The organism is Streptomyces sp. NPDC059248 (assembly GCF_042753905.1).
In the GTDB taxonomy this organism is placed as follows: domain Bacteria; phylum Actinomycetota; class Actinomycetes; order Streptomycetales; family Streptomycetaceae; genus Streptomyces.
The window spans coordinates 1-24,734 of sequence record NZ_JBHYZV010000050.1 but is presented as its reverse complement, the minus strand read 5'-3'; the positions used below and the strand labels follow the sequence as shown (position 1 = coordinate 24,734).

20 protein-coding genes are annotated in these 24,734 nt (G+C 74.0%); 5 read left to right on the top strand and 15 right to left on the bottom strand.

Annotated features, from left to right (window positions below):
• Positions 1-67 precede the first annotated feature (67 nt).
• From ACFXG1_RS21545 to ACFXG1_RS21530, 4 genes are all read right to left on the bottom strand, one after another.
• Complete coding sequence (locus ACFXG1_RS21545) at positions 68-1,279, bottom strand: aminotransferase class I/II-fold pyridoxal phosphate-dependent enzyme (RefSeq protein WP_384744164.1); 1,212 nt, start codon at positions 1,277-1,279, stop codon at positions 68-70.
• A gap of 149 nt (positions 1,280-1,428) precedes the next feature.
• Positions 1,429-2,496: an ABC transporter ATP-binding protein gene (locus ACFXG1_RS21540; protein WP_384744133.1), complete on the bottom strand. Its 1,068-nt coding sequence runs from the start codon at positions 2,494-2,496 to the stop codon at positions 1,429-1,431.
• Complete coding sequence (locus tag ACFXG1_RS21535; protein WP_384721240.1) at positions 2,493-3,902, bottom strand: ABC transporter permease; 1,410 nt, start codon at positions 3,900-3,902, stop codon at positions 2,493-2,495. Before ACFXG1_RS21535 ends, ACFXG1_RS21540 begins: the two co-directional genes overlap by 4 nt.
• Positions 3,903-4,028: 126 nt before the next feature.
• On the bottom strand, positions 4,029-5,096 hold the full coding sequence (locus ACFXG1_RS21530; protein WP_384744131.1) for an iron ABC transporter substrate-binding protein: 1,068 nt from the start codon (positions 5,094-5,096) through the stop codon (positions 4,029-4,031).
• 324 nt (positions 5,097-5,420) lie between these two features.
• On the opposite strand from ACFXG1_RS21530, the gene ACFXG1_RS21525 reads away from it, so the two are divergent.
• From ACFXG1_RS21525 to ACFXG1_RS21515, 3 genes are all read left to right on the top strand, one after another.
• The gene (locus ACFXG1_RS21525) at positions 5,421-6,905 is read left to right on the top strand and encodes a bifunctional phosphatase PAP2/diacylglycerol kinase family protein (protein WP_384722536.1); all 1,485 of its coding nucleotides are present in this window, start codon (positions 5,421-5,423) and stop codon (positions 6,903-6,905) included.
• Between the two features lie 96 nt (positions 6,906-7,001).
• Positions 7,002-7,808: a methyltransferase domain-containing protein gene (locus ACFXG1_RS21520; protein WP_384722539.1), complete on the top strand. Its 807-nt coding sequence runs from the start codon at positions 7,002-7,004 to the stop codon at positions 7,806-7,808.
• A gap of 107 nt (positions 7,809-7,915) precedes the next feature.
• On the top strand, positions 7,916-8,269 hold the full coding sequence (locus tag ACFXG1_RS21515) for a VOC family protein (RefSeq protein WP_384744128.1): 354 nt from the start codon (positions 7,916-7,918) through the stop codon (positions 8,267-8,269).
• A gap of 110 nt (positions 8,270-8,379) precedes the next feature.
• Here the strand turns inward: ACFXG1_RS21515 and ACFXG1_RS21510 are convergent, their stop codons facing one another.
• The 5 genes from ACFXG1_RS21510 to ACFXG1_RS21490 all read right to left on the bottom strand — a co-directional run bounded on the left by ACFXG1_RS21510 (position 8,380) and on the right by ACFXG1_RS21490 (position 13,249).
• Positions 8,380-10,350 (bottom strand): DUF5107 domain-containing protein, encoded by a 1,971-nt coding sequence (locus ACFXG1_RS21510; RefSeq protein ID WP_384722658.1) that lies wholly within the window; start codon positions 10,348-10,350, stop codon positions 8,380-8,382.
• Positions 10,351-10,526: 176 nt separating this feature from the next.
• Positions 10,527-11,459 carry an arginase family protein gene (locus ACFXG1_RS21505; RefSeq protein ID WP_384744126.1) on the bottom strand — a complete coding sequence of 311 codons (933 nt, stop codon included), beginning with the start codon at positions 11,457-11,459 and terminating at the stop codon, positions 10,527-10,529.
• Positions 11,460-11,579: 120 nt separating this feature from the next.
• Complete coding sequence (locus tag ACFXG1_RS21500; protein WP_384744124.1) at positions 11,580-12,227, bottom strand: lysophospholipid acyltransferase family protein; 648 nt, start codon at positions 12,225-12,227, stop codon at positions 11,580-11,582.
• A 103-nt stretch (positions 12,228-12,330) separates the two neighbouring features.
• Positions 12,331-12,906 (bottom strand): GNAT family N-acetyltransferase, encoded by a 576-nt coding sequence (locus ACFXG1_RS21495; protein WP_384744122.1) that lies wholly within the window; start codon positions 12,904-12,906, stop codon positions 12,331-12,333.
• Positions 12,907-12,979: 73 nt separating this feature from the next.
• Positions 12,980-13,249 carry a LapA family protein gene (locus ACFXG1_RS21490; protein WP_384709763.1) on the bottom strand — a complete coding sequence of 90 codons (270 nt, stop codon included), beginning with the start codon at positions 13,247-13,249 and terminating at the stop codon, positions 12,980-12,982.
• Positions 13,250-13,393: 144 nt separating this feature from the next.
• Between ACFXG1_RS21490 and ACFXG1_RS21485 the strand changes: the two genes are divergently transcribed.
• Entirely contained in the window at positions 13,394-14,140 is a 747-nt protein-coding gene (locus ACFXG1_RS21485; RefSeq protein WP_384744120.1) for a GntR family transcriptional regulator, read from the top strand.
• A 78-nt stretch (positions 14,141-14,218) separates the two neighbouring features.
• Positions 14,219-15,295, top strand: coding sequence for an adenosine deaminase (locus ACFXG1_RS21480; protein ID WP_384723452.1), 1,077 nt, complete (start codon positions 14,219-14,221; stop codon positions 15,293-15,295).
• A gap of 436 nt (positions 15,296-15,731) precedes the next feature.
• Here the strand turns inward: ACFXG1_RS21480 and ACFXG1_RS21475 are convergent, their stop codons facing one another.
• The 6 genes from ACFXG1_RS21475 to ACFXG1_RS21450 form a co-directional block, all read right to left on the bottom strand.
• Positions 15,732-16,691, bottom strand: a complete 960-nt coding sequence (locus ACFXG1_RS21475) for an LD-carboxypeptidase (protein WP_384719346.1) — start codon at positions 16,689-16,691, stop codon at positions 15,732-15,734.
• Positions 16,688-18,715 carry a prolyl oligopeptidase family serine peptidase gene (locus ACFXG1_RS21470; protein ID WP_384719344.1) on the bottom strand — a complete coding sequence of 676 codons (2,028 nt, stop codon included), beginning with the start codon at positions 18,713-18,715 and terminating at the stop codon, positions 16,688-16,690. Before ACFXG1_RS21470 ends, ACFXG1_RS21475 begins: the two co-directional genes overlap by 4 nt.
• Before the next feature lie 14 nt (positions 18,716-18,729).
• Positions 18,730-20,088: a M20/M25/M40 family metallo-hydrolase gene (locus ACFXG1_RS21465; RefSeq protein WP_384744117.1), complete on the bottom strand. Its 1,359-nt coding sequence runs from the start codon at positions 20,086-20,088 to the stop codon at positions 18,730-18,732.
• Positions 20,081-20,923 carry a M55 family metallopeptidase gene (locus tag ACFXG1_RS21460; protein ID WP_384744115.1) on the bottom strand — a complete coding sequence of 281 codons (843 nt, stop codon included), beginning with the start codon at positions 20,921-20,923 and terminating at the stop codon, positions 20,081-20,083. Before ACFXG1_RS21460 ends, ACFXG1_RS21465 begins: the two co-directional genes overlap by 8 nt.
• 110 nt (positions 20,924-21,033) lie before the next feature.
• A complete protein-coding gene (locus ACFXG1_RS21455; RefSeq protein WP_384744113.1) occupies positions 21,034-21,783 on the bottom strand; it encodes a class I SAM-dependent methyltransferase in 750 nt (249 codons plus the stop codon).
• Between the two features lie 166 nt (positions 21,784-21,949).
• Positions 21,950-24,460, bottom strand: coding sequence for a SpoIIE family protein phosphatase (locus ACFXG1_RS21450; RefSeq protein WP_384720768.1), 2,511 nt, complete (start codon positions 24,458-24,460; stop codon positions 21,950-21,952).
• Positions 24,461-24,734 lie beyond the last annotated feature (274 nt).

The window sequence follows — 24,734 nt, the reverse complement described above, 5'->3', positions numbered from 1 at the left end:
GACCCGGCGCGGCCCGGCCCGACTCGATCCGAACCGGCGCGCGGCACGGCCCGAACCGGCGCGCGGTTCACCGCAGTTCGTCGAAGACCTCCGCCAGCCGCGACAGCGCCTCGGCGACATGCGGCAGTTCGAGGGGGGCGGGTGAGGCGAGCGACTCCAGCCGCTCCGCCGGGTCGGACCCGGCGAGCGGTGCGAGCGGCAGCCGGACCCGCAGGGCGCCCAGTTCGTCGCCGAACCGGTGGCCACCGGGGGCGGGAGCGCCCAGGCGGCCGGTCAGATACTCCTCCAGCTCCATCGAGTCGTTCACGCCGCGCGCCGTGAGCCCGGCGCGCAGCGGGCCGAGATCCACGTACACATGCCGCCCGGCCTGCGGCGGCCGGGCCAGGGCACCCGCCGCGACCACCGCGAGATGGGCCGCTTCGGCGAGCCTGCCGTAGAGCGCTGCGGCGCCCTCCGCGCGGGCGACCACCGGCGCGGGCTCGTCCAGCGCGACCGCGGCCGCCGCGGCGACGGGTTCGGCGACCACCGCGCCGAGCGCCGTCAGCACATCGAGCGCCCGGGCGCGGTGCGCTTCCTGTGCCGCCGGGAACCTGGCGACCGCGGCGGGCCACGCCGAAGGCAGCAGGGCGCCCGCGAGGTCCGTCACGACCGTCACCTGGTCCGGGTACATCTCGGCCGGGCTGACCGGCACCGTCTCATGCGGTCTGTGCAGTGTGTCGCGCCAGGTCTCGTCGCTGACGATGTGCAGGCCCTCCGCGACGGCGGCCTCGCACGCCTCCAGGACCAGTTCGGGCGGCGCGACGGTCGCCGTGGGATCGTCGGCGACGGACAGCAGGAGCAGCCGGGGCGCGCCGCCCTCCGCGCGGACCCGCCGTACGGTTTCCAGCAGGGCGTACGGGTCGGGGACGCCGCCGCTCTCCGCCGGGGTCGGTACGTGGTAGGCGCCCCGGCGCAGCATCCGGGCCTGCGGGGTCCACCAGGCGGGGCTCGGCCTGGGCATCAGCACATCGCCGTCGTGCGCGGCGATCAGGGCGCAGAGGAGGGCGGGGGCGCCGGGGGCGGCGACGACATCGGCGGCGCGGGTGCGGAGACCGCGGCGGGTCCAGTGCCCCGCGGCGGCCTCCCGCAGCACGGCGGAGCCCCCGAGCGGCCCCGCGACCGGCCGGTCCGCCGCGGCGACGGCGGCGGCGCGCACCTCGGGGAGCACCGGGAGGCCGCTCTCGGGGGCGCGGGGGGTGTGGCGTACGGTGCCGGGGCCCTCCGGGGACGGGCGGCCCATGTCCATGTTCATGTCCGTGCTCATGCCCATGCGCCCCTTCCTTCTCCTCGGACCTCCTTTGTACGAAGCTCCTCGGACCTCCTTTATACGAAGCGGGCCCGCCGGCCGCCTCCCGGCCGGGGCGTCCGGCGCGCCGGGCCCGCGGAGGTTCAGCCCGTGGCGTCCCGGTCGGGGTGGAAGGTGGCCGTGCCGGTGACCGTGAGTCCCGTGGTGTCGCCGGGGCGGACGGTGAGCGGTCCGAGGGTGCGGACGGTGACGGGCTCGGCCAGGCCCGCGAGTTCGATCAGGACGAGCGCGTCGTGGCCGTGGTAGCGCACCTCCGTCACCCGGCCCGCGGCGTCGGCGCCCGCGTCGTCCGCGGGGGCGGTGAGCCGCAGCTGCTCGGGCCTCAGCACCACGGTCCCGGCGGTCGTAGCCGCCGTGCCGGTGAGCCGTACCCGGCCGAGGGCCGTCACGGCGTGGGACTCGCCCGCATCCGCGGTGGCCGGGAGCAGGACCGCCTCCCCGACGAAGGAGGCGATCCAGGGATCGGCGGGCCGCTCGTACAGTTCCCGCGGAGTGCCGCACTGCGCCACCCGGCCGGCCCGGATGACCGCGACCCGGTCCGCGGTGGACAGCGCCTCCTCCTGGTCGTGGGTGACCAGCAGGGCGGTGGCGCCCGCGGTCCGCAGCGCGGCACGGACATCGGCGCGCAGCCCGGCCCGCAAGGAGCTGTCCAGGGCGCTGAACGGCTCGTCGAGCAGGACGAGCGCCGGACGGGGTGCCAGTGCCCTGGCGAGTGCCACCCGCTGTTGCTGACCGCCGGAGAGTTCATGCGGCATCCGGTCGCCGTAGCCGCCGAGGCCCACCAGTTCCAGCAGGTCGGCCGCGCGCCCCCGGCGCTCGCCGCGGGGCAGTCCGCGCAGCCCGAAGGCGACATTGCGGAGCACGCTCAGATGGGGGAAGAGGGCACCTTCCTGGGCGACGATGCCGATGCCCCGCCGCTCCGGCGGGAGCCGGACGCCGGGCCCGCTCACCGTGCGCCCGCCGACGGCTATCTCCCCCGCTTCGGGGTGGAGGAAGCCCGCGATCACCCGCAGCAGCGTCGTCTTGCCGCAGCCCGACGGCCCGAGTACGGCGGCCAGTTCGCCCTCCGCGACGGTCAGGTCCAGCGCGTCCAGGACCTTTCCGCCGCGCCCGTACGAAGTCGTCACCGAGGTCACGCGCAGTCCGGTCATGAGCGCCTTCCGAGCAGATAGGAGGGGATGGCGGCAAGCAGGACGATGACCGCCGCGTAGGGGGCCGCGCCCGCGAAGGCTCCCGCCCCGGTCTCGGTCCACAGCCGGGTGGCCAGGGTCTCCGTACCGGTGGGGCGGAGCAGCAGCGTCGCGGGCAGCTCCTTCATGATCACCACAAAGGTGAGTGCCGCCCCCGCCCCGATCCCGGGCGCGGCCAGCGGCACGGTGATCTCGCGCAGTACGCGCAGCGGGGAGCGGCCCAGTGTGCGGGCCACCTCCTCCAGGATCGGCGGGGACTGGAGCACCGCCGCCCGGGCGGCGCCCACGGCGACGGGCAGGAAGAGCACCACGTACGCCGCGATCAGCAGGGGCAGCTCCTGGTAGAGCGGGTAGGCGTAGCGCACCGAGAAGAAGACCAGCGCGAGTCCGACGGTGATGCCGGGTACCGCGTGGCCGGCGTAGACGGACTGTTCCAGCAGCCGTCCCAGCCGGCCCCGGTGGCGGGCGGAGAGCACACCGACCGGCAGGGCCAGCAGGGTGGTGACGGCCGCTCCCGCGGCGGCCACGGTGACGGTGGCGACGGTCGCGTCCCACAGCCGGTCCGGATCCCAGCCGGAGCTGCCGACGGTGAGCCAGTAGCCGAGGGTCGCCAGCGGGAACGCGACGGCGGCGCCCGCCACCGCGGCGCACCACGCGAGGGCCGGGGCGGTCCACCGGCCCAGCCGCAGCCGGACGGGTGGGCGGGCGCTGCCCTGTCCGGTCCTGGCGTGCCCGGCGCGGCCCCGGGTGCGGTTCTCCGCGAGCACCAGCAGCACGGTCATGACGACGAGGACGCAGCCCAGGACCGCCGCCGGGGTGCGGTCGAAGCTCGCCTGGTACGAGATGTGGATGGCCCGGGTGAAGGTGTCGTACCGGACGATGGAGACCGAGCCGAAGTCGGAGAGCACATAGAGCGCGACCAGGATCGCCCCGCCCGCCGCCGCGGGCCGCAGCTGGGGGAGGGTCACCCGGGCGAAGGTGCGCAGGGCGCCGCTGCCGAGGGAGCGGGCGGCCTCCTCCTGGGCCGGGTCGATGCCCCGGAGTACGGCGGCCACCGGCAGGAAGACATAGGGGAAGCAGGCAAAGGTGAGGGTGATCGCCGCTCCGGGCAGTCCCGCCAGCGACGGCGCGGCCGAGATCCAGGTGAAGGCGGCGACATAGCTGGGCACGGCCAGCGGGAGGGTGGCGAGGACCGCCCAGGCGCGTCGCCCGGGGAGGCTGGTGCGGACGGTCAGCCAGGCCAGGGAGACGCCGAGGACCAGGGAGCCTGCGACCACGATCGCGGTCAGTACGGCGCTGTTGGCGAGGAGTTCGAGGGTACGGGGCTCGGTGGCGATGTCCCAGGCGTAGCCCCAGCCGTGCTCCATGGCCCGGACGCCGAGATAGCCGAGGGGCAGCAGCGCGAGCAGCGCCGCCGCCGTCGCGGGGAGCAGCAGGACGAGGGGTACGCACAGCTGGGCGATGTGTGCTCATCGGCGGACGACGGGGAGGCGTCAGACCATCCCGGCCTTCTGGAGCAGCGTCAGGGTCTCCTGGAGGGACTCCAGCTTGCCCAGGTCGATCTTGGGCGCGTCCAGCGAGTCGAGGGCCGGGAGACCCTTGACCGTGTTGGTGACGCCGGAGGCCAGGGGGTACTCCTTGGTCTCCTGGGCGAAGTAGGTCTGCGCCTCGGCGGAGAGCAGGTAGTCGACGGCCTTCTGGGCCGCCTCGCCCTGGCCGCCGTCCTTGAGGATGCCGACGCCGGCGGCGTTGATCAGCGCGCCCGGGTCGCCGCCCGGCAGGAAGTGGATCTTGGCCTTGACCTTGCCCTCACCCAGCTCCGCGACCTTCTCGTACCAGTAGTAGTGGTTGATCAGGCCGAGGGAGACCTCGCCGGAGTCCACCGCGTCCAGCACCGCGCCGTTCTTGGCGTAGGTCTTTCCGTTGGCCTTCAGGCCCTTGAGCCACTTCAGGGTGGCGTCCTCGCCCTCCAGGACCCGCATACCCGTGACGAACGCCTGGAAGGAGGCGTTGGTCGGCGCGTAGCCGATCTTGCCCTTCCACTTCGGCGCGGTCAGCTCGTGGACGCTGTCCGGGACCTTCTCGTTCCCGAGCTTGTCGGGGTTGTAGGCGATGACGCGCGAGCGGCCGGAGACACCGACCCAGTCCCGGTCGCCGCCGCGGAAGGCCGCGTCGACCTTGTCCAGGGACTTCTGCGGCAGCTGGGCCAGCATGCCCGCGTCGGAGAGGGCGCCGAGGACACCCGCGTCCTGGGAGAAGAAGAGACCGGCCTTGGCGCGCTTGCCCTCTTCGAGGAGCTGCGCGCCCAGCTCGGCGCTGTCGCCGTAGCGGACCTGGACGTCGGTGCCGGTGGCCTTCTCCAGCTTCTCGATGAGCGGGGAGATCAGCTTCTCGTTCCGGCCCGAGTAGATGACCAGGGAGTCCGAGCCCTTCTGGTCGGCCTTGGCGCCCTTGTCGCCCGTCTCCTTCTTCTCGTCGGAGCCGCCGCAGGCGGCGAGGACGGGCAGAAGGAGTGCGGAGAGCGCGAGGGCGGTACCCCGGCGGACGGATCGGCGCGACATGGCGGCCTCCAGTGCTGGCCCGCTGGGCGCGGCGGGTCCGGCTGCGCGGGAACTGAGTGAGAACTCCCTATGAATATGGTGAGGCTTGCCTAACTGTCAATTTCGGCCAGCCATCCTTACCGAAACGAAACACTTAATGCCCGCTTTAACCCGCTTCGACCTGCTGTGATTCATCGGCCCCTGCCCGGCAGGCACTTCCGTCGATGTTTTTCAGCCCGCCGGGACATCGAGCGCGGCGCCGGAGGCGCGCTCCGGGCCCGGGCAGGCCCGGCCGCCGGAAGGCGGCCAGGAGTGAAAGCCGGGAACCCGGGGTAACCGGGCAGAATGGACGACGAGACGCGGAGATCGTGGGCCGGACGACTGGACCGGCGGGTGTTCCACGCCGTGGCGGACCGGGCCTGGCCCGCCGCCGAGCCCGTGCTGCCCAGGCTCAGCAGGGCCGCCGACCACGGGGCGCTGTGGTTCGCGACGGCCGCGGGTATCGCGCTCGCGGGGCGGGACGCACGGGCGCGGCGGGCCGCCGCGCGGGGTGTGGCGTCGCTCGCCGTGGCCTCCGCCGTCATCAATACCGTGGGGAAGCGGAGCATCCGCCGCACCCGGCCGATACTGGACGCCGTCCCCCCGGTCCGCAGGCTGCGGCGCCAGCCGTTCACCTCGTCGTTCCCGTCGGGGCACGCCGCGTCGGCCGCCGCGTTCGCGACGGGTGTGGCGATGGAGTCGAAGGGCTGGGGCGCCGTTGTCGCGCCCGTCGCGTTCTCGGTCGCGTTCTCCCGGATCTATACGGGCGTCCACTACCCGGGTGATGTCGTCGCGGGCGCCGCGCTCGGTTTCGGCGCGGCACTCGCGGTACGGGGAATCGTTCCGGCACGGTCGCAGCTCGTACCGCCGGTGGCCCGGCCGGTGGAGCCGCCCGCCCTGCCCGACGGCGAGGGTCTGGTCGTGGTGGCCAATCGCCGCTCGGGTTCGTCGGCACTGGTGGGCCTGGTGGGCGCGGCGCTGCCGAAGGCCGAGGTGGTGGAGTGCGAGCCGGGCGATGTGGTGAAGGAGCTGGAGAGCGCGGCGGGCCGGGCCCGTGTCCTCGGTGTCTACGGCGGGGACGGCACGATCAACGCGGCGGCGACCGTCGCGGTGGCGCACAGCCTGCCGCTGGCCGTGTTCCCCGGCGGCACGCTCAACCACTTCGCGCTCGACCTCGGTATCGAGTCGGTCGACGACACCTGCCGGGCGCTGGCGGCCGGGGACGCGGTCAAGGTGGATCTGGGCCGTTTCACCCCGGGCCCCATGGCCCCGGAGGGCGGCCGGGCGCCGTGGGGGTACTTCCTCAACACCTTCAGCCTGGGCGTCTATCCGGAGCTGGTGACGTTCCGGGAGCGCTGGTCGCCCCGGCTCGGCGGCTGGGCCGCGCAGGTACTGGCCGCCGGGAAGGTGCTGCGGCACGGCCGTCCGCTGGAGGCGGAGGTCGAGGGCCGCCGCCGCCCGCTGTGGCTGCTGTTCGCGGGCAACGGCCTCTACCAGCGCTCGGGACCCGCCCCCGGCAACCGGCAGAACCTGGCGGACGGGCTGCTGGACGTACGGATCGTGCACGGCGGCGCCAACCCGGGTCTGCGGCTGGTCGCCGCCGCGCTCGCGGGCCCGCTGAGCCGCTCCCCGGTCCACGCGGCGCAGCAGCGCCACCGGGTCCGGATCGCGGGTCTCGCGCCCGGCACCCCGCTGGCGTACGACGGCGAGATCACCGAGGCCCCCGGGGAGTTGCTGGTCGACAAGGTCCCGCAGATCCTCACCGTCTACCGGCCGGGGACCCTGACCTGACAGATCATCAAGTCCAGATGGCGAGACGGGTATCCCGTCATTCGATACGCGCGCCCTAGGGTGGGAGCATCAACGGCTCCCGTCCCGGAGGCTCACGTGCGTGAAACAGCCGTCTACACCCATGGCCATCACGAGTCCGTCCTGCGTTCGCACGCCTGGCGTACGGCCGCCAACTCCGCCGCGTACCTCATCGGCGAGCTGACGCCGGGACTGCGGGTCCTCGACATCGGCTGCGGCCCCGGCACCATCACCGCGGATCTGGCCGAGCTGGTCCCCGGCGGCCGGGTCACCGGGGTCGACCTGGCCCCCGGGATCGTGGAGCGGGCCCGGGAGCACGCCGCCGGACGCGGCCTGTCCAACACCGAGTTCGCGGTCGCCGATGTGAACGACCTGGCCTACCCGGACGGCTCCTTCGACGTCGTCCACGCCCACCAGGTGCTCCAGCACCTCGGCGATCCGGTGGGCGCGCTGCGCGAGATGCGCCGGGTGTGCCGGCCGGGCGGGCTCGTCGCCGTCCGCGACAGCGACTACGCCGCCTTCACCTGGTATCCCGAGGTCCCGGTGCTCGACGACTGGCAGGAGCTGTACCGCCGGGTCGCCCGCGCCAACGGCGGCGAGCCCGACGCGGGCCGCAGACTGCTGTCATGGGCCAAGGCGGCGGGCTTCACCGACATCCGGGCCTCCGCGAGCGCCTGGTGCTTCGCGGAACCGGAGGACCGCGCCTGGTGGAGCGGTCTGTGGGCGGACCGTACCGTCGCGTCCGAGTACGCCCGGATCGCCGTCGACGGCGGGCATACGACCCCGGAGCGGCTCGCCGCGATCGCGGACGGCTGGCGGGCCTGGGGCGCGGCCGACGACGCCTGGTTCACCGTTCTCCACGGCGAACTGCTGTGCCGGGTCTGACCGCTACGGCGCCGGGGCGGGCCCTTCCGCGCCCCTGAGGCCCCCGGCCATCGGCGGCCGGGGCGTACCGTTTCCGCCGCGCCCGGCCGCGAACTACCCTCCCCCGTATGGAAATTCTGGGAACGACCCTCCGTATCTGCGTCGACGACCTCGACACCGCCACCGCCTTCTACGCCCGGCTGACCGGCGCCACCCCGCAGCGGTTCGACCGCGGCGGGGTGTCGGCGGCGGCCGTCGGCTGCTTTCTGCTGATGAGCGGTCCCGAGCGGGAGCTGGAAGTGCTGCGGAAGGTGACGGCCACGATCGCGGTGGACGACGTGGACCGGACGTACGCCACCCTTTCCGAGGTCGGGGCCCAGGTCCTCGCGGGCCCGCTGGCGACCCCCGTGGGCCGCAATCTGATCGCCGTCCACCCCGACGGTTCGATCTTCGAGTACGCGGACCGCAAGACGACGGACTGACGCCGCCCGGCCGACGGACGGGTTCCGTGCCGACGGTCCCCCGCGGAGTCGTACCGCAGGACGGCTCGGCTCCACGGGGGGGCAGGGGGGCGGTTCCAGGGGGGGCCGCGTCAGCCGCCCGGCCGCATCCGGTACTCGTACGCGTCCGGCACCGGTTCGTCGCTCAGCCGCGCCCACACCTCGTTGAGGATCTCCGAGCCCTCCCGCAGATCCGCCACCTCGAAACCCTCGTCGAAGACGGCGCGCGCCTCGTCCGGATGCCCCTCGGCGATCAGCAGCCGGGCGTGGATCAGCCGGAACCGGCCGCGCCGGCGGATCGCGGGCGTCAGCCGGGCCCAGACCGTCCTGGCGTCCCCGACCCGGTCGTCGGCGAGCAGCGACTCGATCGCCTCCCGGCCGAGTGCGGCGGTCGCGGCCGTCCAGCTCTCGCCGTCGTCGCGCCGCTCCTGGCACAGGTCGTCGAAGGCCTCCAGCCAGCGGTCGGCGGCCCGCCGGGGGTGGCCGCCCTCCTGGTCGGCGACGGCGAGACAGCGCAGCAGCGGCCAGCGCGACGGGGCGAGTCCGAGGCCGCGCTCCCAGCTCCGTACCGCCTGGGCCCGGTCGTCGGCGTGCCACTGCGCGACCCCCAGGTGATACTCCGTCAGCGGATCGGCGGGCGCGGTCTCCAGCATGTCCCGCCAGGCCGGGGCGGTGAGGGAGGGTCCGGGCGGGACGACCCGGCGGGGCTGGGGCAGGGCGCCGGTGGTGAGGAGTTCGCGCCAGGGCGCCTGTTCCTCGCCGAGGGTCGACTCGTCGAAGGGCGTCCCGGGCAGCTTCATCCCGGTCCGCAGCACCTCCAGGGCGCCCCAGCCGGACCCGGTGGCGAGATGGTGGACGGGTTCGGTGTCGGCGGCGGTCAGCCACTGCTCGTACGCCTCGTCGACGGCGGCCCTGGGCAGGGCCCGCTCCAGTCGCCGCTCGACCTCCGCCACCGCGGCGGCCCAGTTCGCGCCGTGTACGGTCCCGGCGTCGGCGGTGAGTGGTCCGTACGCCTCCAGCCAGCTGAACTCCGCACCCGCCTCCAGGCGTACGTGTTCGAGCTGGGTACGGGCGAGACCGGCCTGGATCTCGGCATAGCCGGCGGTCCCGGGCTCGGTCAGCCAGCGCTGCCAGCGCCGCCCGCCCCGGCCCGCGCCCCAGACGAACAGCTTCCGGCCGCGCAGGGTGTCCGTGGACGTCTGGACGAGGCCCCGCCCGTGCTCGTCGACGGATGTGATCCACTTCCGGGCCGCGGTCGGCACCTCGTAGAAGTAGTCGGCGGGGTGCTCGCCGCGCAGCGGGTACGTACGGTCCTCGTCCCGGTACTCGGGGACGGGGATACGGCGCAGGGCGCGCTCGTAGCCGTAGTACCAGGACTCGTCGGCGGGGGCGACGACCCGGCTCCTGGGATGCTCCTCGACGGCGATGTTGGACCACCAGTACACCGGGACGGCCCGCTCGTGCGGATTGCGGATCCGGACGCCGACGCGGAGGAAGTCGGAGCCGGCTGGCAGCCACAGATCGATCTGGAACGGCAGATCCCGCAGCCGCTCCCACTCCCAGAGCCGCAGCATCTCCCCGCCGTCGGGCGCGGGGACGACGGCGGCGTGCAGCGGGGCGCAGGTGAGGGTCGTATGGCCGGTGGCGCCGATGTTCCACTCGATACCGCCGGAGAACCAGGCGCCGTTGAGGGCGAAGTCGGCGGGCTGGAGCACCGGGTTGCGGTACACCAGCTCCCGGCCGGTCGGCTTGTGGTGGAGTGAGTGGACCCGGCCGCCGAGACCGGGCAGCACGGTCGCCCGCAGCCGGTCGTTCTCGATGACGATCGCGTCGAGGTCGGCGGGGGCGCGGTCCCGTCCGTAGCCGTCCTGGATCCGGACGGGCAGCAGGGTGCGCAGCGGCTCGTACCCGATCTGCCGGGCCATCTCGCGCGGCAGTTCCCGCCGGGTGCGTTCGTCGATCGTGTGGGTCTCGTCGAGCGGCCGGAGCGCGGGCAGCGGATTCGCGGGACCCACGGGGGCCGCGGGCAGGGTCAGTACGGTGCGCCGCACGGTCGTGGCCAAGGCAACCTCGTTTCGTTCGGGGTCGTACGCGGACGCGGACGCCCGGGGCGCCGGACGTCCGCGTACGTCCATGGAACAGGGTCGGGCCCGCGCCGAACAGGGCCCCGGCGGATCGGGCTTCGGCAAAGAGCCCCCCTTTCGGGCTCTTGTACGGTCAGGTCGCGGTCGGGTCGCGGTCAGGTCCCGGCGCGGCCGTGGAACGCGGTGAACGCGTCGACGACGAGATCCGTGAGCAGATCCCCGGCGCTGCCGTCGGGGTCGCGGTCGGGGTCGTAGATCGTCACATTCATGCCCACACAGCGGGGCGAGGCCAGCAGGCTCTTCACGACCTCGGACAGCTCGTCCGGGAGCAGTCCGTCCGGGTCGGTACTGTCGACCGCGGGCATCACGGCCGGGTCCAGCACATCGGCGTCGAGATGGAGCCAGAAGCCGTCGACGGCCCCGGCCCCGGCCCCGGTCCCCAGGCTCGCCGCCACGGCGGACGCGGCGTCGGCCGCGCCGAGTCGGCGCAGTTCGCCGACGGTCAGCGACGGAATCCCCAGCTCCGCGAACTCGGCGAGGTCCTCGTCGCCGTCGCGGATCCCGATGAACCGGACGTCCTCGTCGCGCAGATAGGGCTTGCGGCCCTCCAGATCGGCGAGATCGTCCTGGCCGCGTCCGGTGGAGATCGCGACCTCCTCGCCGCCGGCGGCGCCGATGCTCCCGGCGGGCGAGTTGCCGAGATGCCGGAAGTCGGCGGAGGCGTCGACGGCGACGAGGCCGTACCGGCCGATCCGGCGCAGGGCGAGGGACGCGCCCAGCTGGATCGAACAGTCCCCGCCGAGGACGAGGGGAAACTGCCCGGCGCGGATCCGGCGCTCCACGCGGTCGGCGAGGCGGGGGGTGTAGGCGGCGACGGCCGCGGCGTTGAACACACCGTCGCCGGGGCGCCAGCCGGCCAGGTCGTAGCGGGGCGGTACGACGACCCCGCCGTCGAGCGCGCCGAGCCGCCGCACGATGCCGCGGTCCCGGAGCGCGCCGGCGAGCTTGTAGCAGCCGGGGACGGTGCCGGGGGAGGGCGGGCGGAGGCCGAGGTTGGAGGGGGCGTCGATGACCACGATGTCGCGCATGCGCCCATCCTCATCCCCGGCCCCGCGCCCCCTCAAGACGATTTCCCCCGTCCCGGGCGCCGCTTCCCGTCGGGCCACGAGTAGCCGAGGCGCCGGCCCCGCCCCGGAGGGGCCCCGGGCTCAGCCGAGCGTCAGCGCTTGGGAAGCCGTACGCCATGCCCTCGTGACGCCCTCGTGTGCCTCCGCCGTCGCCGTTCGTGTGTCCGCCGACAGGCTGAGCGGCGCGCCGATGTGGACATGCAGCCGGGGGCGGCGTACCGGGGCCGTCACCAGGCCCGCGAGTTGCTTCGGGACCGCGCCGGAGGTGACCCTGCGGGCGCCCGCCTGGCCCAGCGGGACCACCGGCGCCCCGGTGCGCGCCGCGAGCCGTGCCGGGCCCGAGCGGAACGGGCCCGGTGGCCGCTCCTCCGCGTCCGGCCGGTCGGCGATGCCGCCCTCGGCGTACACGAGGACCACCCGCCCGCGCTCCAGCACCGCCGCCGCGTCGTCGAGGGCCCGCGCCGCGCGCCGGTCGTGCCGGTGGACCCGGATATGGCCGCCCCGGGTGAGGGCGGCACCGAGGAACGGGACGCGCCACAGTCCCGCGGTGGCCATGACCACGGGTTCGATCCCCCGGCTCCGCAGCGCCGCGAGCACGACGGCGGGGTCGGCGAGCGATGTGTGGTTCGCCACGACCAGGCTCCCGGGGGCGACGACGGCGTCCGGATCCGCGGTCACGGACAGGCGCCCGACGGCGGGTACCAGGGCACCCGCGAGCCGACTGAGCATGAGGAGACCCTTCGTTCGACCATCGACCATTCGACCGTTCGCCTTCGACGGCGACGCTTCTCATCCTCGACGCATGTTCGTCGCCGCGCCTGAGTGCGCGTACTCAGGCCGCGTCGGTCCGCGTCTCCACCATCTCCGTCGTGATCGCCCACCGCTCGTGGTCGCGCCACGCGCCGTCGACGAAGAGGAAGTCGGGCGAGTAGCCCTCCAGCCGGAAGCCCGCCCCGCGTACCAGGGCGATGGACGCGGTGTTGCCGGGCTGGATATTGGCCTCCAGCCGGTGGAGGTCCATCGCGGGGCCGAAGGCGTACGAGAGGACGAGGCCGAGCGCCTCGCGCATCAGCCCCCGGCCGACGGCGTGGGCGAAGGCTCCGTATCCCAGGGCGCCGCTGCGGAACGCGCCCCCGACGATGTTGTTGATCGTGATGAATCCGGCGATACGACCCGCGTCGCCAGCGCCCGCGGCACCTGCGGCGGTCTCGCGGACCAGGAATCCGGCCCGCCCGGATCCGTCGCCGAACCGGCTCGTGTAGCGCGCGTACTCGTCGCGCGTCCGCGGCGGGAAGAGCCACGGATGGTGATGGCCGGTGGACGCGCGGGCCGCCGCGGTGAACTCGTCGGCGTCCGACGGGGCGAACGGAAGGAGCACGACCCGGGGGCCGGTGGCGAGAGGGGGCATCAGGTCAGCGTCCGTCCAGCGCCCGGCGCCGGTCAACCGGAATCAGGGATGGAAGCGGAGCAATCGGTGCAGGTCACCGGGGTGGCCGTCGGCGGAAGAAGAGCGCCCCGCACAGAGCTCCGATCACAAACATCAGCAGCAGCGCCAGATACAGGGGCATCGTGACGAGCGGGATGATCAGCCGGATCCGGACCTGCTCGGTGTTCTCGGCCATGAAGATGATCGCGAGCACGACCAGGACGACGACGGTGGTCCGCGCGGGGGTGAACCAGTCGCCGACCCGGCCCCGCCCGGCCCCGGCCCGGCCCCGGCCCCGCGCGCGTGACGTGTCCTTGGGGTTCATGGCACCAGGATGACGGCGGACCGCCCGGGGGACGCGGCGGCGAGGGCCGTCCGGGTGACACGCCCGGGCCGGACGCCTCCGCCTTCGTACCATCGCTGTCTGACAAGCTGGCGGCTTCACCGTTCCCGACCGAGGAGAAACAGCGTGACGAGCAGCCGACGGCAACGCCGTCCCGTCGTCGTCCTGTACGAGCGGATCGCGGAGGCGATCAACCGGGGCGTGTGGCCACCGGGGTCCACGCTCCCCTCCGAACCCCGGCTCGCGGCGGAGCTGGGGGTGAGCCGCCCCGCGCTGCGGGAGGCGCTGCTGCTGTTGCAGGAGGACGGGCTGCTGACGGTACGGCGCGGGGTGGGCCGCACCGTGAACGACGCCCCGCCCCGGCGGGGCTACGAACACCTCCAGCCACTGGAGGGACTCCTCGACCCCGGCACGGTACTGCGGGTACGGCCGGTCGCGAGAACCGAGGAGGAGCCCACCGACTTCTCCACCCAGCATCTGCACGCCCCGGCCGGGACCGAGCTGAGATTCTGGGAATCGGTGCTGGTCGCGGACGGGGTATCGACGGCGCTGAGCCAGGAGTGGGCCGCCCCCGACGGCGTACTGGAAACCGCGCACCCCGCCTTCGCGCGGGCCCTGCGCGAGCCGTCGGCGCCCGAGGGGTCGATGCTCGCGGTCCTCGTGGCCGCGTCCCGCGACACGCCCCTGACCGCGCACAGCGGGGTGACGGCGACACTGCTCGGGCAGCGCAGGGGCGAGGAGCTGGACCGCCCGGCGGAGACCCCGGCGGTCCTGGTGACCCAGGTCGTCCGGGCCGGGGACACCCCGGTCCTTGCGGCCAAGCACATGCTGCCGACGGGCTCCCCCGCGCTGCCGGTGCTCCAGACCAACTAGCCGAAGGACGTCCACCGGGTGACCCCGAGCCCACCGGGGCCGGGGTGGCGGGGCCGGGGTGGCGTACACTCCCACCGCATGCACTTGTCTGACATCCTCCGCGCACCCAAGGTGGTCCTCCACGATCATCTCGACGGCGGTCTGCGCCCCGCCACGATCATCGAGCTGGCCCGTGAGTGCGGCTATCGCGAGCTGCCGACCGAGGACCCGGCCGAGCTCGCGGTCTGGTTCCGCGACGCCGCCGACTCCGGCTCCCTTGAGCGCTATCTGGAGACCTTCGCCCACACCTGTGCGGTGATGCAGACCCGCGCGGCGCTGGAGCGGGTCGCCGCCGAGTGCGTCGAGGACCTGGCGGCCGACGGCGTCGTCTACGCGGAGATCCGGTACGCCCCCGAGCAGCACCAGGAGACCGGGCTCACCCTCGACGAGGTCGTCGAGGCCGTGAACGCGGGCTTCCGCGCGGGCGAGCGCCTCACCGGCGGCCGAATAGCGGTGCGGGCCCTGCTGACGGGCATGCGCCACACCGAGCGGTCGCTGGAGATCGCGGAGCTGACGGTCGCGCACCGGGACCGCGGAGTCGCGGGCTTCGACATCGCGGGCGGCGAGATCGGCAACCCGCCCGCCCGGCACCTGCCGGCCTTCCGCCATCTGCGGCAGCACAACTGCCACTACACGATCCACGCGGGCGAGGCCGTGGGCGCGGAGTCCGTCCACGAGGCGGTCCAGATCTGCGGCGCCGAACGGATCGGACACGGGGTCCGGATCACGGACGACATCACCGTCCACGCCGACGGCACCGCGGTGCTCGGCCCGCTGGCCGCGTACGTCCGCGACAACCGGATCGCGCTGGAGGTCTGCCCGACGTCCAACCTCCAGACCGGCGCCGCGAAGGACTACGCCACGCACCCGATCGACCTGCTGCGGCGGGCCGGGTTCCGGGTCACCCTCAACACGGACAACCGGCTGGTGTCCGGCACCACGATGAGCGACGAGTTCGCGCACATGGTGGCCGCGTTCGGATACGGCGCCGACGTCTTCGAGGAATTCACGGTGGCGGCGGCGGAGGCCGCGTTCCTGCCGCTGCCGGAGCGACGCCGCCTGATCGACGAGATCATCCGCCCCGGCTACGCGTCCCTCCGGGTCGCCTCCGCCTGAGGATCCCCCGGGCTTCCCGGGGCCCCCTTTCCCGCGGGGCGCGGGTTGCTCCTGCGCCTCAGTCGCCGGCGGGGCTGTGGTGGGGGTGGCCGTTGCTCCGGGGGTTTGCGCGGGTGCTTGTCCGGCGCGGGTGGGGCCGGTCGGCTCCGGGGTGACCTCCTCGCCGTCGGCGGTGCGCGGCTCCTTGGCAACGCTGACCGCTTCCGTACCGCCGACGGCTGCGGGGGCCACCCCACATCCACCCGACCACCGCCACCCCTACCTGCCCCCTGTCCCGAAGCCCCCCACGGGGGAGGTTTCCAGGGGCGCGAGGAACTGCGCGACAAGCCAGAGACGGGCCGCGGGCCGAAGGGCACCTGTGGACGCCGGGCGCGTCCGGTCCCGGGTGCCGGGAGCCGAGGCGCTGGGGGCCGGGGCCGGGGGCCGGGGTCACCCGTTAGAGGAGGGCCGGGGTGTCCAGGGTGAGGGTGGCGGCTTCGGCGTCGGCGTGGAGCGTGGCCGGGACGCCCAGGGGGATCGTGAGGTTCGTCGGGCCGTGACCGAAGCCCAGCTCCTCGACCACCGGCACGCCCAGGTCCCCCAGCCGGTCGCGGAGCAGTTCGCGGAGCTGGTCGTAGGGGCCGCATTCCGACCAGGAGCCGAGGGCGATGCCCGCGACCCCGTCCAGCCAGCCGGTACGCCGCAGCTGGGTGAGGATGCGGTCGAGGCGGTACGCCTCCTCGCCGACGTCCTCCAGCAGCAGCAGCCCGCCGCCGGTGCCCGGACGGGCGTGGCGGGTGCCGAGGTCGGCCGCGATGACGCTGGCGCAGCCGCCGAGGGTGACCCCGCGGGCCCGGCCGGGCAGCAGCGCCCGGGCGGTCGGCAGGCCCAGGGTGAGATGGGATTCCGGTTCGAAGAGGGTCGCCCGCAGGGATTCCCGGGTCGCCTCGTCCTTGAGGAACGTCATCGCGCCCGGCATCGGCCCGTGGAGCGTGGCGAAGCCGGCCCGTACGGCGATGGCCTCGTGCAGGGCGCTGATGTCGCTGTAGCCGACGAAGACCTTGGGGCCCGCGGCCCGGATCGCGGCCCAGTCGACGAGGTCGGCCATGCGCTGGGCGCCGTAGCCGCCGCGGGCGCAGAGCACCGCAGCGTACGACGGATCGCACCAGGCCCGGGTGAGGTCGGCGGCCCGCTGCTCGTCGGTGGCGGAGAGGTAGCCGAACTCCCGGTGGCTGCCGCGGACGTGCGGCATCACCACGGGCAGCAGGTCCCAGGAGCGCAGCACACCGAGGCCCTCGTCGAGGACGTCGTCGGGGACCGGGCCGCTGGGGGCGACGATCGCGACCCGGTCGCCGGGCCGCAGTCGCCGGGCCCTGGCCAGGGGGCGCGGCTGGGCGTGGGGGGTCGGCAGGGTCATGGGGTGAGCTCCAGCGGGGGGACGTCGGGCCGTTCGAAGCCGAAGGTCCGGGCGTACAGGGACAGCTCCGCCTCCAGGGCGCGGACCAGGGTGTCCGCGCGCCGGAATCCATGGCTCTCGCCGGGGAAGGTCAGATACGCGTGGGGGACGCCGCGCCCCTCGACCGCGGCGAGGAGGCGCTCGGCCTGCGCGGGCGGACAGATCGTGTCGTCGAGCCCCTGGAGGAGCAGGAAGGGCGCGGCGATCCGGTCGGCGCGGCGCAGGGGCGACTGTTCGCGGTAGCGCTCGGGTTCGGTGGCGTAGGGACCGATCAGCGACTCCAGATAGTGCGACTCGAAGTCGTGGGTGCCGCCGGTGCGCCAGCTCACCGGGTCGAGGACGGGGAAGGAGATGGTGGCGCAGGCGTAGGGGAAGGCGTCGGGCCTGCCCAGGGACGCGGTGGCGGTCCAGCCGCCGGCGCTGCCGCCGCTGACGGCGATCCGGTCGCCGTCCGCGGTCCCTTCGGCGGCCAGGGCGTGGGCGACGGCCGCGCAGTCGGCGACGTCGACCTCGCCCCAGGACCGGCGGAGCCGTTCGCGGTAGGCGCGGCCGTAGCCGGTGGAGCCGCCGTAGTTGACCTGGACGACGCCGATGCCCCGGGAGGTGAGGTAGGCGACCGCCAGGTCGAGGACGAGGTAGTAGCGCCCGGTGGGGCCGCCGTGGGCCTGGACGACGTACGGCGGGCGTTCCCCGTCGGGGCCCCGGTGGCCGGGGTTGCGCGGCGGGTGGACCACGGCGTGGATCTCGCGTCCGTCGGGTCCTGTGAAGGTCCGGGGTTCGGGGACCGGGTAGTACGCGGGGTCGACCGGGTCCCGGTGCGCGGCGCCGACGACGCGGGTGTGTCCGGTACGGGTGTCGAGTTCGACGATCTCGTAGCCGCGGTCGGGTCCGGCGGCGATGCCGGTGATCCGCTCGCCGCGGGCGACCAGGTCGGGGGCCCATTCGGTCCAGGGTCCCGGGGTGTCGGCCAGGTCTCCGGTGGCGGGGTCGAGGATGCCGAGTCCGGTGGTGCCCCGGCCGTGGACGACGGCGATCAGGCCGTCGTCGAGCGGGGCGAGCCAGCGCATGCCGACCTTCCACAGGGCGCTGCCGAACTCCTCTTCGCGGCCCGTGCACAGGGCCGTCGCGGGGCCGTCGCTCCCGGGTGCGATGCGGTACGGCTCCCACCAGCCGGCCGCGTCGGAGAGATACAGCAGGGCGCCGTCGGGGGCCCATTCGGCCTGGCAGACGGATTCCTCGGGGCCGCCGGCGAGGGTCCGGACGCCGGTGATCCGGCCGTCGTCGGTGATGTCGCCGACGAGGAGTTCGGTGCCTTCCCACGGCATGCGGGGGTGGTCCCAGACGAGCCACGCCATCCGGCGGCCGTCGGGCGAGAGCCGGGGGCCCGTGGTGAAGCCGTGGCCGTCGCCGGTGAGTTCCCGTACGGCCGTACGGTCGTCGGCGGCCGAGCCGTCGAGGGGGACGGCGGCGACGGTGCGGCGGACGTCGGTGGGTTCCGGTCCGGTGGATTCCTCCAGGACGCACCAGACCTCCGCCCGCTCGGGCAGGACCACGGGGTCGGCCCAGCGCAGGCCGTCGCCGATGTCCGAGAGGGGGGTCAGGGGCGTCGGCCCGGTGCCGGGGTTGTCGGGGTCGTAGCGGTAGAGCCGCTGGTCGGGGTAGTGGACGAAGACGACGACGGTACGGCCTTCGGCGTCCACCGCCCCGGCCCAGGGGCGGCCCCCGTACTCGATGACGCGGCTGCGGACGTTCCACGGCGCCGGGAGTACGGTCTCCTCGCCGCCGTCTCCCGCCGTGTCGCGGCGGACGAGGGTCCGGCGGCCGGCTTCGGCGGGCCGGGGCGCGGTCCACCAGATCTCGTCGCCGACGGCGTCGAGGTATTCGGGCCGTCCGTCGTGGGCGGCGGCGAGGTCGGCCCCGACGGGCGACGGCCAGGTGCCGTAGGGGGCGGTCGTGACGCTGGTCGTGGACGGCGCGGTGGACATGGCGGGGCCTTTCCTCATGCGGACCGGAGGTAGTGGTCGAGGACGTCGACGCCGAAGTGGAGGGCGTCGACCGGGACACGCTCGTCGACACCGTGGAAGAGGGCCGCGTAGTCGAAGCCCGGCGGGAGCTTCAGCGGCGAGAATCCGTAGCCGGTGATCCCGAGCCGGGAGAACTGCTTGGCGTCGGTGCCGCCGGCCATGCAGTAAGGGACGGTGTGCCCGTCCGGGTCGAAGCGTTCGACGGCGGCGCGGAGCTTGGCGAAGGTCGGTGAGTCGACCGGTGCCGTCAGCGGCACCTCCCGGTGCTGGAACTCCCATTCCACATCGGGTCCGGTGAGCCGGTCGAGGGTGGCCTCGAACTCCTCCTCGCCGCCGGGCAGCATCCGGCCGTCGATGTAGGCGGTGGCGTGCCCCGGAATGACGTTGATCTTGTATCCGGCGTCCAGCATGGTCGGGTTGGCGCTGTTGCGGACGGTCGGTTCGACGAGGGCGGCGGCCCGGCCGAGCCGGGAGATCAGCTCGTCGGGGTCGAAGCCGTCGGCGTACGGGTCGGCCTCGACGCCGTGCAGCCGCGCGAGTTCGGCGAGGGCCGCGCGGACGGTCGGGGTGAGGCGGACCGGCCAGGTGTGCTCGCCGATCCGGGCGACGGCGGCGGCGAGCCTGCTGACCGCGTTGGACCGGTTGACCTTGGAGCCGTGTCCGGCGCGGCCGTGGGCGGTGAGTTTCAGCCAGGCGGTGCCCCGCTCCCCCGCGCCGATCGGGTACAGCGTCATGCCGTCGTCGGCGTGGAAACTGAAGGCGCCCGACTCGCTGATGCCCTCCGTACAGCCCTCGAAGAGGTGGGCGTGGTGGTCGGCGAGGAATCCGGCGCCGTCGACGGCGCTGGCCTCCTCGTCGGCGGTGAAGGCGATCACGATGTCCCGGCGGGGGGTGACCCCGGCGCGTGCCCAGGCCCGGACGACGGCCAGGATCATCGCGTCCATGTTCTTCATGTCGACGGCGCCCCGGCCCCAGACGACACCGTCGCGGACCTCCCCGGAGAAGGGGTGGACGCTCCAGTCGGCGGCCTCGGCGGGGACGACGTCGAGATGGCCGTGGACCAGCAGGGCGTCCGCCGTCGGGTCGCTGCCCGCGATCCTGGCGACCACATTGGTCCGGCCGGGGACGCGTTCGAGGAGGACGGGTTCGAGTCCGGCGGCGGCCAGCCGCTCGGCCGCGTACTCGGCGGCGGGCCGTTCCCGGCAGTCGCCGCCGCCCCGGTTGGTGGTGTCGATCCTGATGAGGTCGGAGGTGAAGTCGACGACCTCGTCGTAGGCGGTGGAGTCGACGCCTTCCGGCGGGGACGACATCACGGTGGTGGTCTCCTCAGCCATACTGCTCCTCCGTCGCGGCCGATACGACGGTCGTGACCGCCTTGAACGTGCGGATGGCCTCGTACATGGTCGGACTGGTGTACGCGACCCGGCGCTCCCCGGGCCGTCCCGCGGGCTCCACCCCGGGGACGACGGTCGCCGAGCCCGCGAGGTGCTCGGCGTCGAACTCCAGCTCGACGGTGAAGGGTCCGGCGGCGACGGGGTCGCGGCGGACGGCGAGCGCCGCCGCCTCCTTGGCGGCGGCCCGGATGTCGGCGGCGGTCCTGGCGGGCGTGCGGCAGACGGCCGCGTACCGCGAGACATAGTCCTTGACGGCCACGGTACGTGCCTCGGGCGCGTACCCCTTGGCGTCCACGCAGGTCAGATCGTCCCCGGTGACGAGGACGACGGGAACGCCGTACTCGGCCACCACATGGGCGTTCAGCCAGCCCTCACTCGCCCGGTCGCCGTCGAGCCAGACCCCGGTGATGGAGTTGGCGAGATATGTATGGGCGAGGACGCCCTCGGCGCCCGCGCCCGTGTGGTAGCCCACGAAGGCGATACCGTCGACGTCGCCGTGCTGGACGCCCTCGACCATGGCGAGTGCCTTGTGGCGCCCCGTGAGCATCTGGACCCGCTCGTCGAGCCGCTCCAGCAGCAGATTCCGCTGGGTCCAGTGGGCCTCGTTGACGAGGACCTCGTCCGCGCCGCCGTCGAAGAATCCGAGCGCCGCGGCGTTCACGTCCGAGGTGAACATCGAGCGGCACCGCTCCCACTGGGGCGTGCCGGGTAGTACGTCCGCCGGCCAGGTGACTCCGGTGGCGCCTTCCATATCGGCGCTGATGAGGATCTTCATGGCTCAATCTAACCCCACGGGGTCAACCCCTGTGGAGCGGTCCCGCCGGGCGCGCCCGGCCGGTTCCCGACGGCTCTCGGGCCCTGGTGGAGAGGCGGGGGTGGCCGAGGTCAGACGGCGCGGCCCACGACCAGCCAGAGGGACGGCAGTTCGATCCGGGAGCCGTCGCGTTCGTACTCCGTGGTGATCAGGGGTGTCTCGCCGCCCGTGAGGACGGTCAGCCCGGCGGCCGTGAAGAGGTCGGCGACGTCGGAGTCGGCGACGGCTCCCGGCACGATGCCGTGGCGGAAGACGGGCCGCAGTTTGGGCGGCGGGCCGTCCGGGGACTGGGCGAGCCCGGCGAGGCGGCGGCCCGCGGCCTCGGCGAGTTCGACGACGAAGGCCCGGCCGCGGTCGCCGACGAGGACGGCGATGCCGTCGACGAGGGCCCGGCGGTCCTTCGGGTCCGACTGGTGGAGCACACCGCGCATATAGACGTTGCAGTCGCCGGTCTCGGCGTGGAGGGCGGCGACGGCGTCCTTGTCGGTGGCGTCGAGGACGCGGAACTCCGTCGCCCCGGCGGTTTCACCCCGGTCGGCCGACCCGGCGGCGGCCCGCGCCAGGGTGATCGCCGACGGCGACAGATCGACCCCGAGGACCCGGGGGAAGCGGTCGGCGAGATAGAAGGTCTGGGTGCCGTTGCCGCATCCCAGGTCGACGAGGGCGAGACCGGGGGCGTCGATATGCGGCTCGTACAGGGCGAGGTGCTGACCCGCGGTCAGGGTCGGGTCGGCGTCCCAGATCACCTCCCCGGGCTCCGTGCCCGGCACCTCGTGCCAGAACCCTTCCCACGCGTCCTTGTATCGGCTTGTCACGCTCATCGGACAGTTCCCCCATCCCCCGGTAGACCGGTCGGCCCCTCCGCCGGCTCGCACCGCCGGGCGCCGGGACACCGGCGCCAAGATCGGTGTATCGCGCCGCGGTGGCCACGGCAAGTACGAAGACCATACTTTCGTACGATTTCGCCGGGCATCGCGACGCGCCGGACTATCCGAGGCCGGTCTCGAACCAGACGGTCTTGCCGTCCCCGGTCCGGCTGGCGCCCCACTCCCGGGCCAGGGTGCTGATCACCCGCAGCCCCCGTCCGGCCTCGTCGTCGGGGCCGGCGTCCCGCAGCGCCGGAAGGGTGTGGTCCTCGTCGGCGAGTTCGCACAGCAGCGACGCCGCGCGGACGAGCCGCAGCTCGGCGCGGCGCCCGGACGCGAACCCTACGGCGTTGGCGACCACCTCGCCGACCAGCAGTTCCACGGTGTCGGCCACGGCGTCGAGCCCCCAGTGCCGCAGCTGCCCACGGACCAGACGGCGGGCCCTGGCGGCCTCGCGGGGCTCCAGCGCCAGCTCCCAGACGGCCACCGACTCGGTGGGGATGCCGTTGAGCCGGGCCATCAGGAGGGCGACGTCGTCCTTGCGGCCGCCGCGGGTGTTCAGGGCGCGGATGATGGTGTCGCAGGCGTCGTCCATGGAAGCGGCCGGGTGGGCGGCGGACTCGCAGAGGGTGGCGAGGCCGACGCCGATGTCCTCGCCGCGCATCTCCACCAGTCCGTCGGTGCACATGACGAGCCGGTCACCGGGCGCCACCCGGATCCGGCGGGACTCGAAGGGCACCCCGCCGACGCCGATCGGCGCGCCGGTGGGCAGCTCCAGCAGCTCGCTGCCGCCGTCGGCGGCACGGACCAGGACCGGCGGTATATGCCCGGCGTTGGCGATGACGAGTTCGTGGCCGATGGGGTCGTAGACGGCGTAGAGGCAGGTCGCGAGGTAGTTCTCGCCGAGGCGCTGGGCGAGGTCGTCGAGATGGCGCAGCAGCTGCTCGGGCGGCAGATCGAGGGCGGCCATCGTCTGGACGGCGGTCCGCAGCTGGCCCATCATCGCGGCGGAGTTCAGTCCGTGGCCCATCACGTCGCCGACGACGAGCGCGACCCGGGAGCCGGGGAGCTTGACCGAGTCGAACCAGTCGCCGCCGACCCGGCCGAGGAGGGTGCCGGGCAGATAGCGGGTGGCGATGTCGCAGCCCGCGAGGCGCGCCGGGACCTGCGGCAGCATCGAGTCCTGGAGGGTCTCGGCGACGTTCTCCTGATACGTGTACATCCGGGCGTTGTCGAGGACGAGCCCGGCCCTGGCGGCGAGTTCGGCGCCGGTGACCCGGTCCATGTCGTTGAAGACGACCCGTTCGGGGTGGCGCAGCAGGATCATGAAGCCGAGGACGACATTGCGCGCCTTCAGCGGGACCACCAGCATCGACCGGCCGCTGATCAGCGGTCGGATGTCCCGTTTCTCGAACTGCGACGCGATGGCCGTGCCCATCTGGTCGCTGATCCGCGGGACGAGGACGGGATGGCCGCTGGTCATGCACTGGAAGAACGGGGTGTGTTCGGGAAAGGGCATGGACTCGCCGACGGGGACCACGTCGTCCCAGCGGCCCGGCTCGTCCACATGCTCCACGGCGACCCGGTGCCACAGGGTGGTGGCGTCCGGCGGCCCGTCCGGGAAGCCCTCGCCCGCGACGACCTGCTCCCGCAGATAGGTGCCGGCGACATCGGTGAACCGGGGTACGACGGCGGCGCTGACCTCGTGGATGGTCCGGGCCAGATCGAGGGACGAGCCGATCCGTCCGCTGACCTCGTTGAGGAATTCCAGCCGCTCGCGGACGGCGGCGTACTCGAGGTCCTCGGCGAGATCGACCCCGGCGGCGGCGTCGAGGGTGTGGCCCGCCGCGGCGGCGGCCGACGCCACCCGTCGGCGCGCCCGGCGTTCGGCGCGCCGGGACACCCCCCAGTCGGGCGTGACGGGCACCCGGTCGTGGTGGCTGAACTCCAGGACCGGATAGCCCAGTTCGAGGATCTGGGAGACGATCCGGGTCGCCTCGGTGACGCTCATGCTGGGGAGGATCTCGGGGAGGCGGCGGGCGAGTTCGTCGGCGCCGGGGAAGTCGGTGTGCCGGGCGAAACCGGGGGTGATGCGGTCGTCGCCGGAGCCGTCACCGCCGCCGGAGCCGTCACTCCCGCCGGAGCGGTCCACGGCGTCGGCGGCTTCGGTGAACTGGGCCGCGTCGGCGGCCAGGACGATCATGCGCTCGGGGCCGGGGCCGACCATGGGGTAGGCCCACCACAGGACGTCGACCGGTTCCCGGCCCGGGTCGGTGAGCCGGGCGCGGCCCGCGGAGACGTACGACGTACGGCCGGTCAGGGACGCGTACAGCCCGGGTCCGACGCCGTCCGCCTCTTCGAGGTCACCGGGATCGCCGGGGTCATGGGGATCGTCCGGGGCACCAGGGCCTCCGGTTCCGGGGTACGCGCCCGGCCCCAGGGCTCCGGAGACGGGGAGCAGATCGGTCGCGGGCCTGCCGACGGCGTCCTCGCGCGAAGGCCCGAACAGCCGCCGCGCCCCGGTCGACCAGTGGGAGACCCGGCCGCCGCCGTCCACCACGACCACGGCCAGCGGAATCCGGCCGTCCGCGGCGTACTGCCGCGGCCCTGTCGGCGGAACGCCACTGTCCATGACTGGGAGGCTCCTTCCCCGCCGCGGGGGTACGCGGCCTGTGACCACCGTACGGCGCGCGGCACTCGGTGCGTGGCGCAACGGCCGAATCGGTGGTGCGCCCGCGCGAAACCGGCGGGCCGCACCCCCTCCTGGCGGCGTCGTCGCGGGTGGGACCCGGCGCGCGTCGACCCCCCCCCCGGGGGCGGGGGGGGGGCGGGGGGGGGCCCCCCGGGGGGGGGCGGGGGGGGGCGGGGGTGTTTAAAAAAAAATAAGAGGGCCCCAAAAAAAAAGG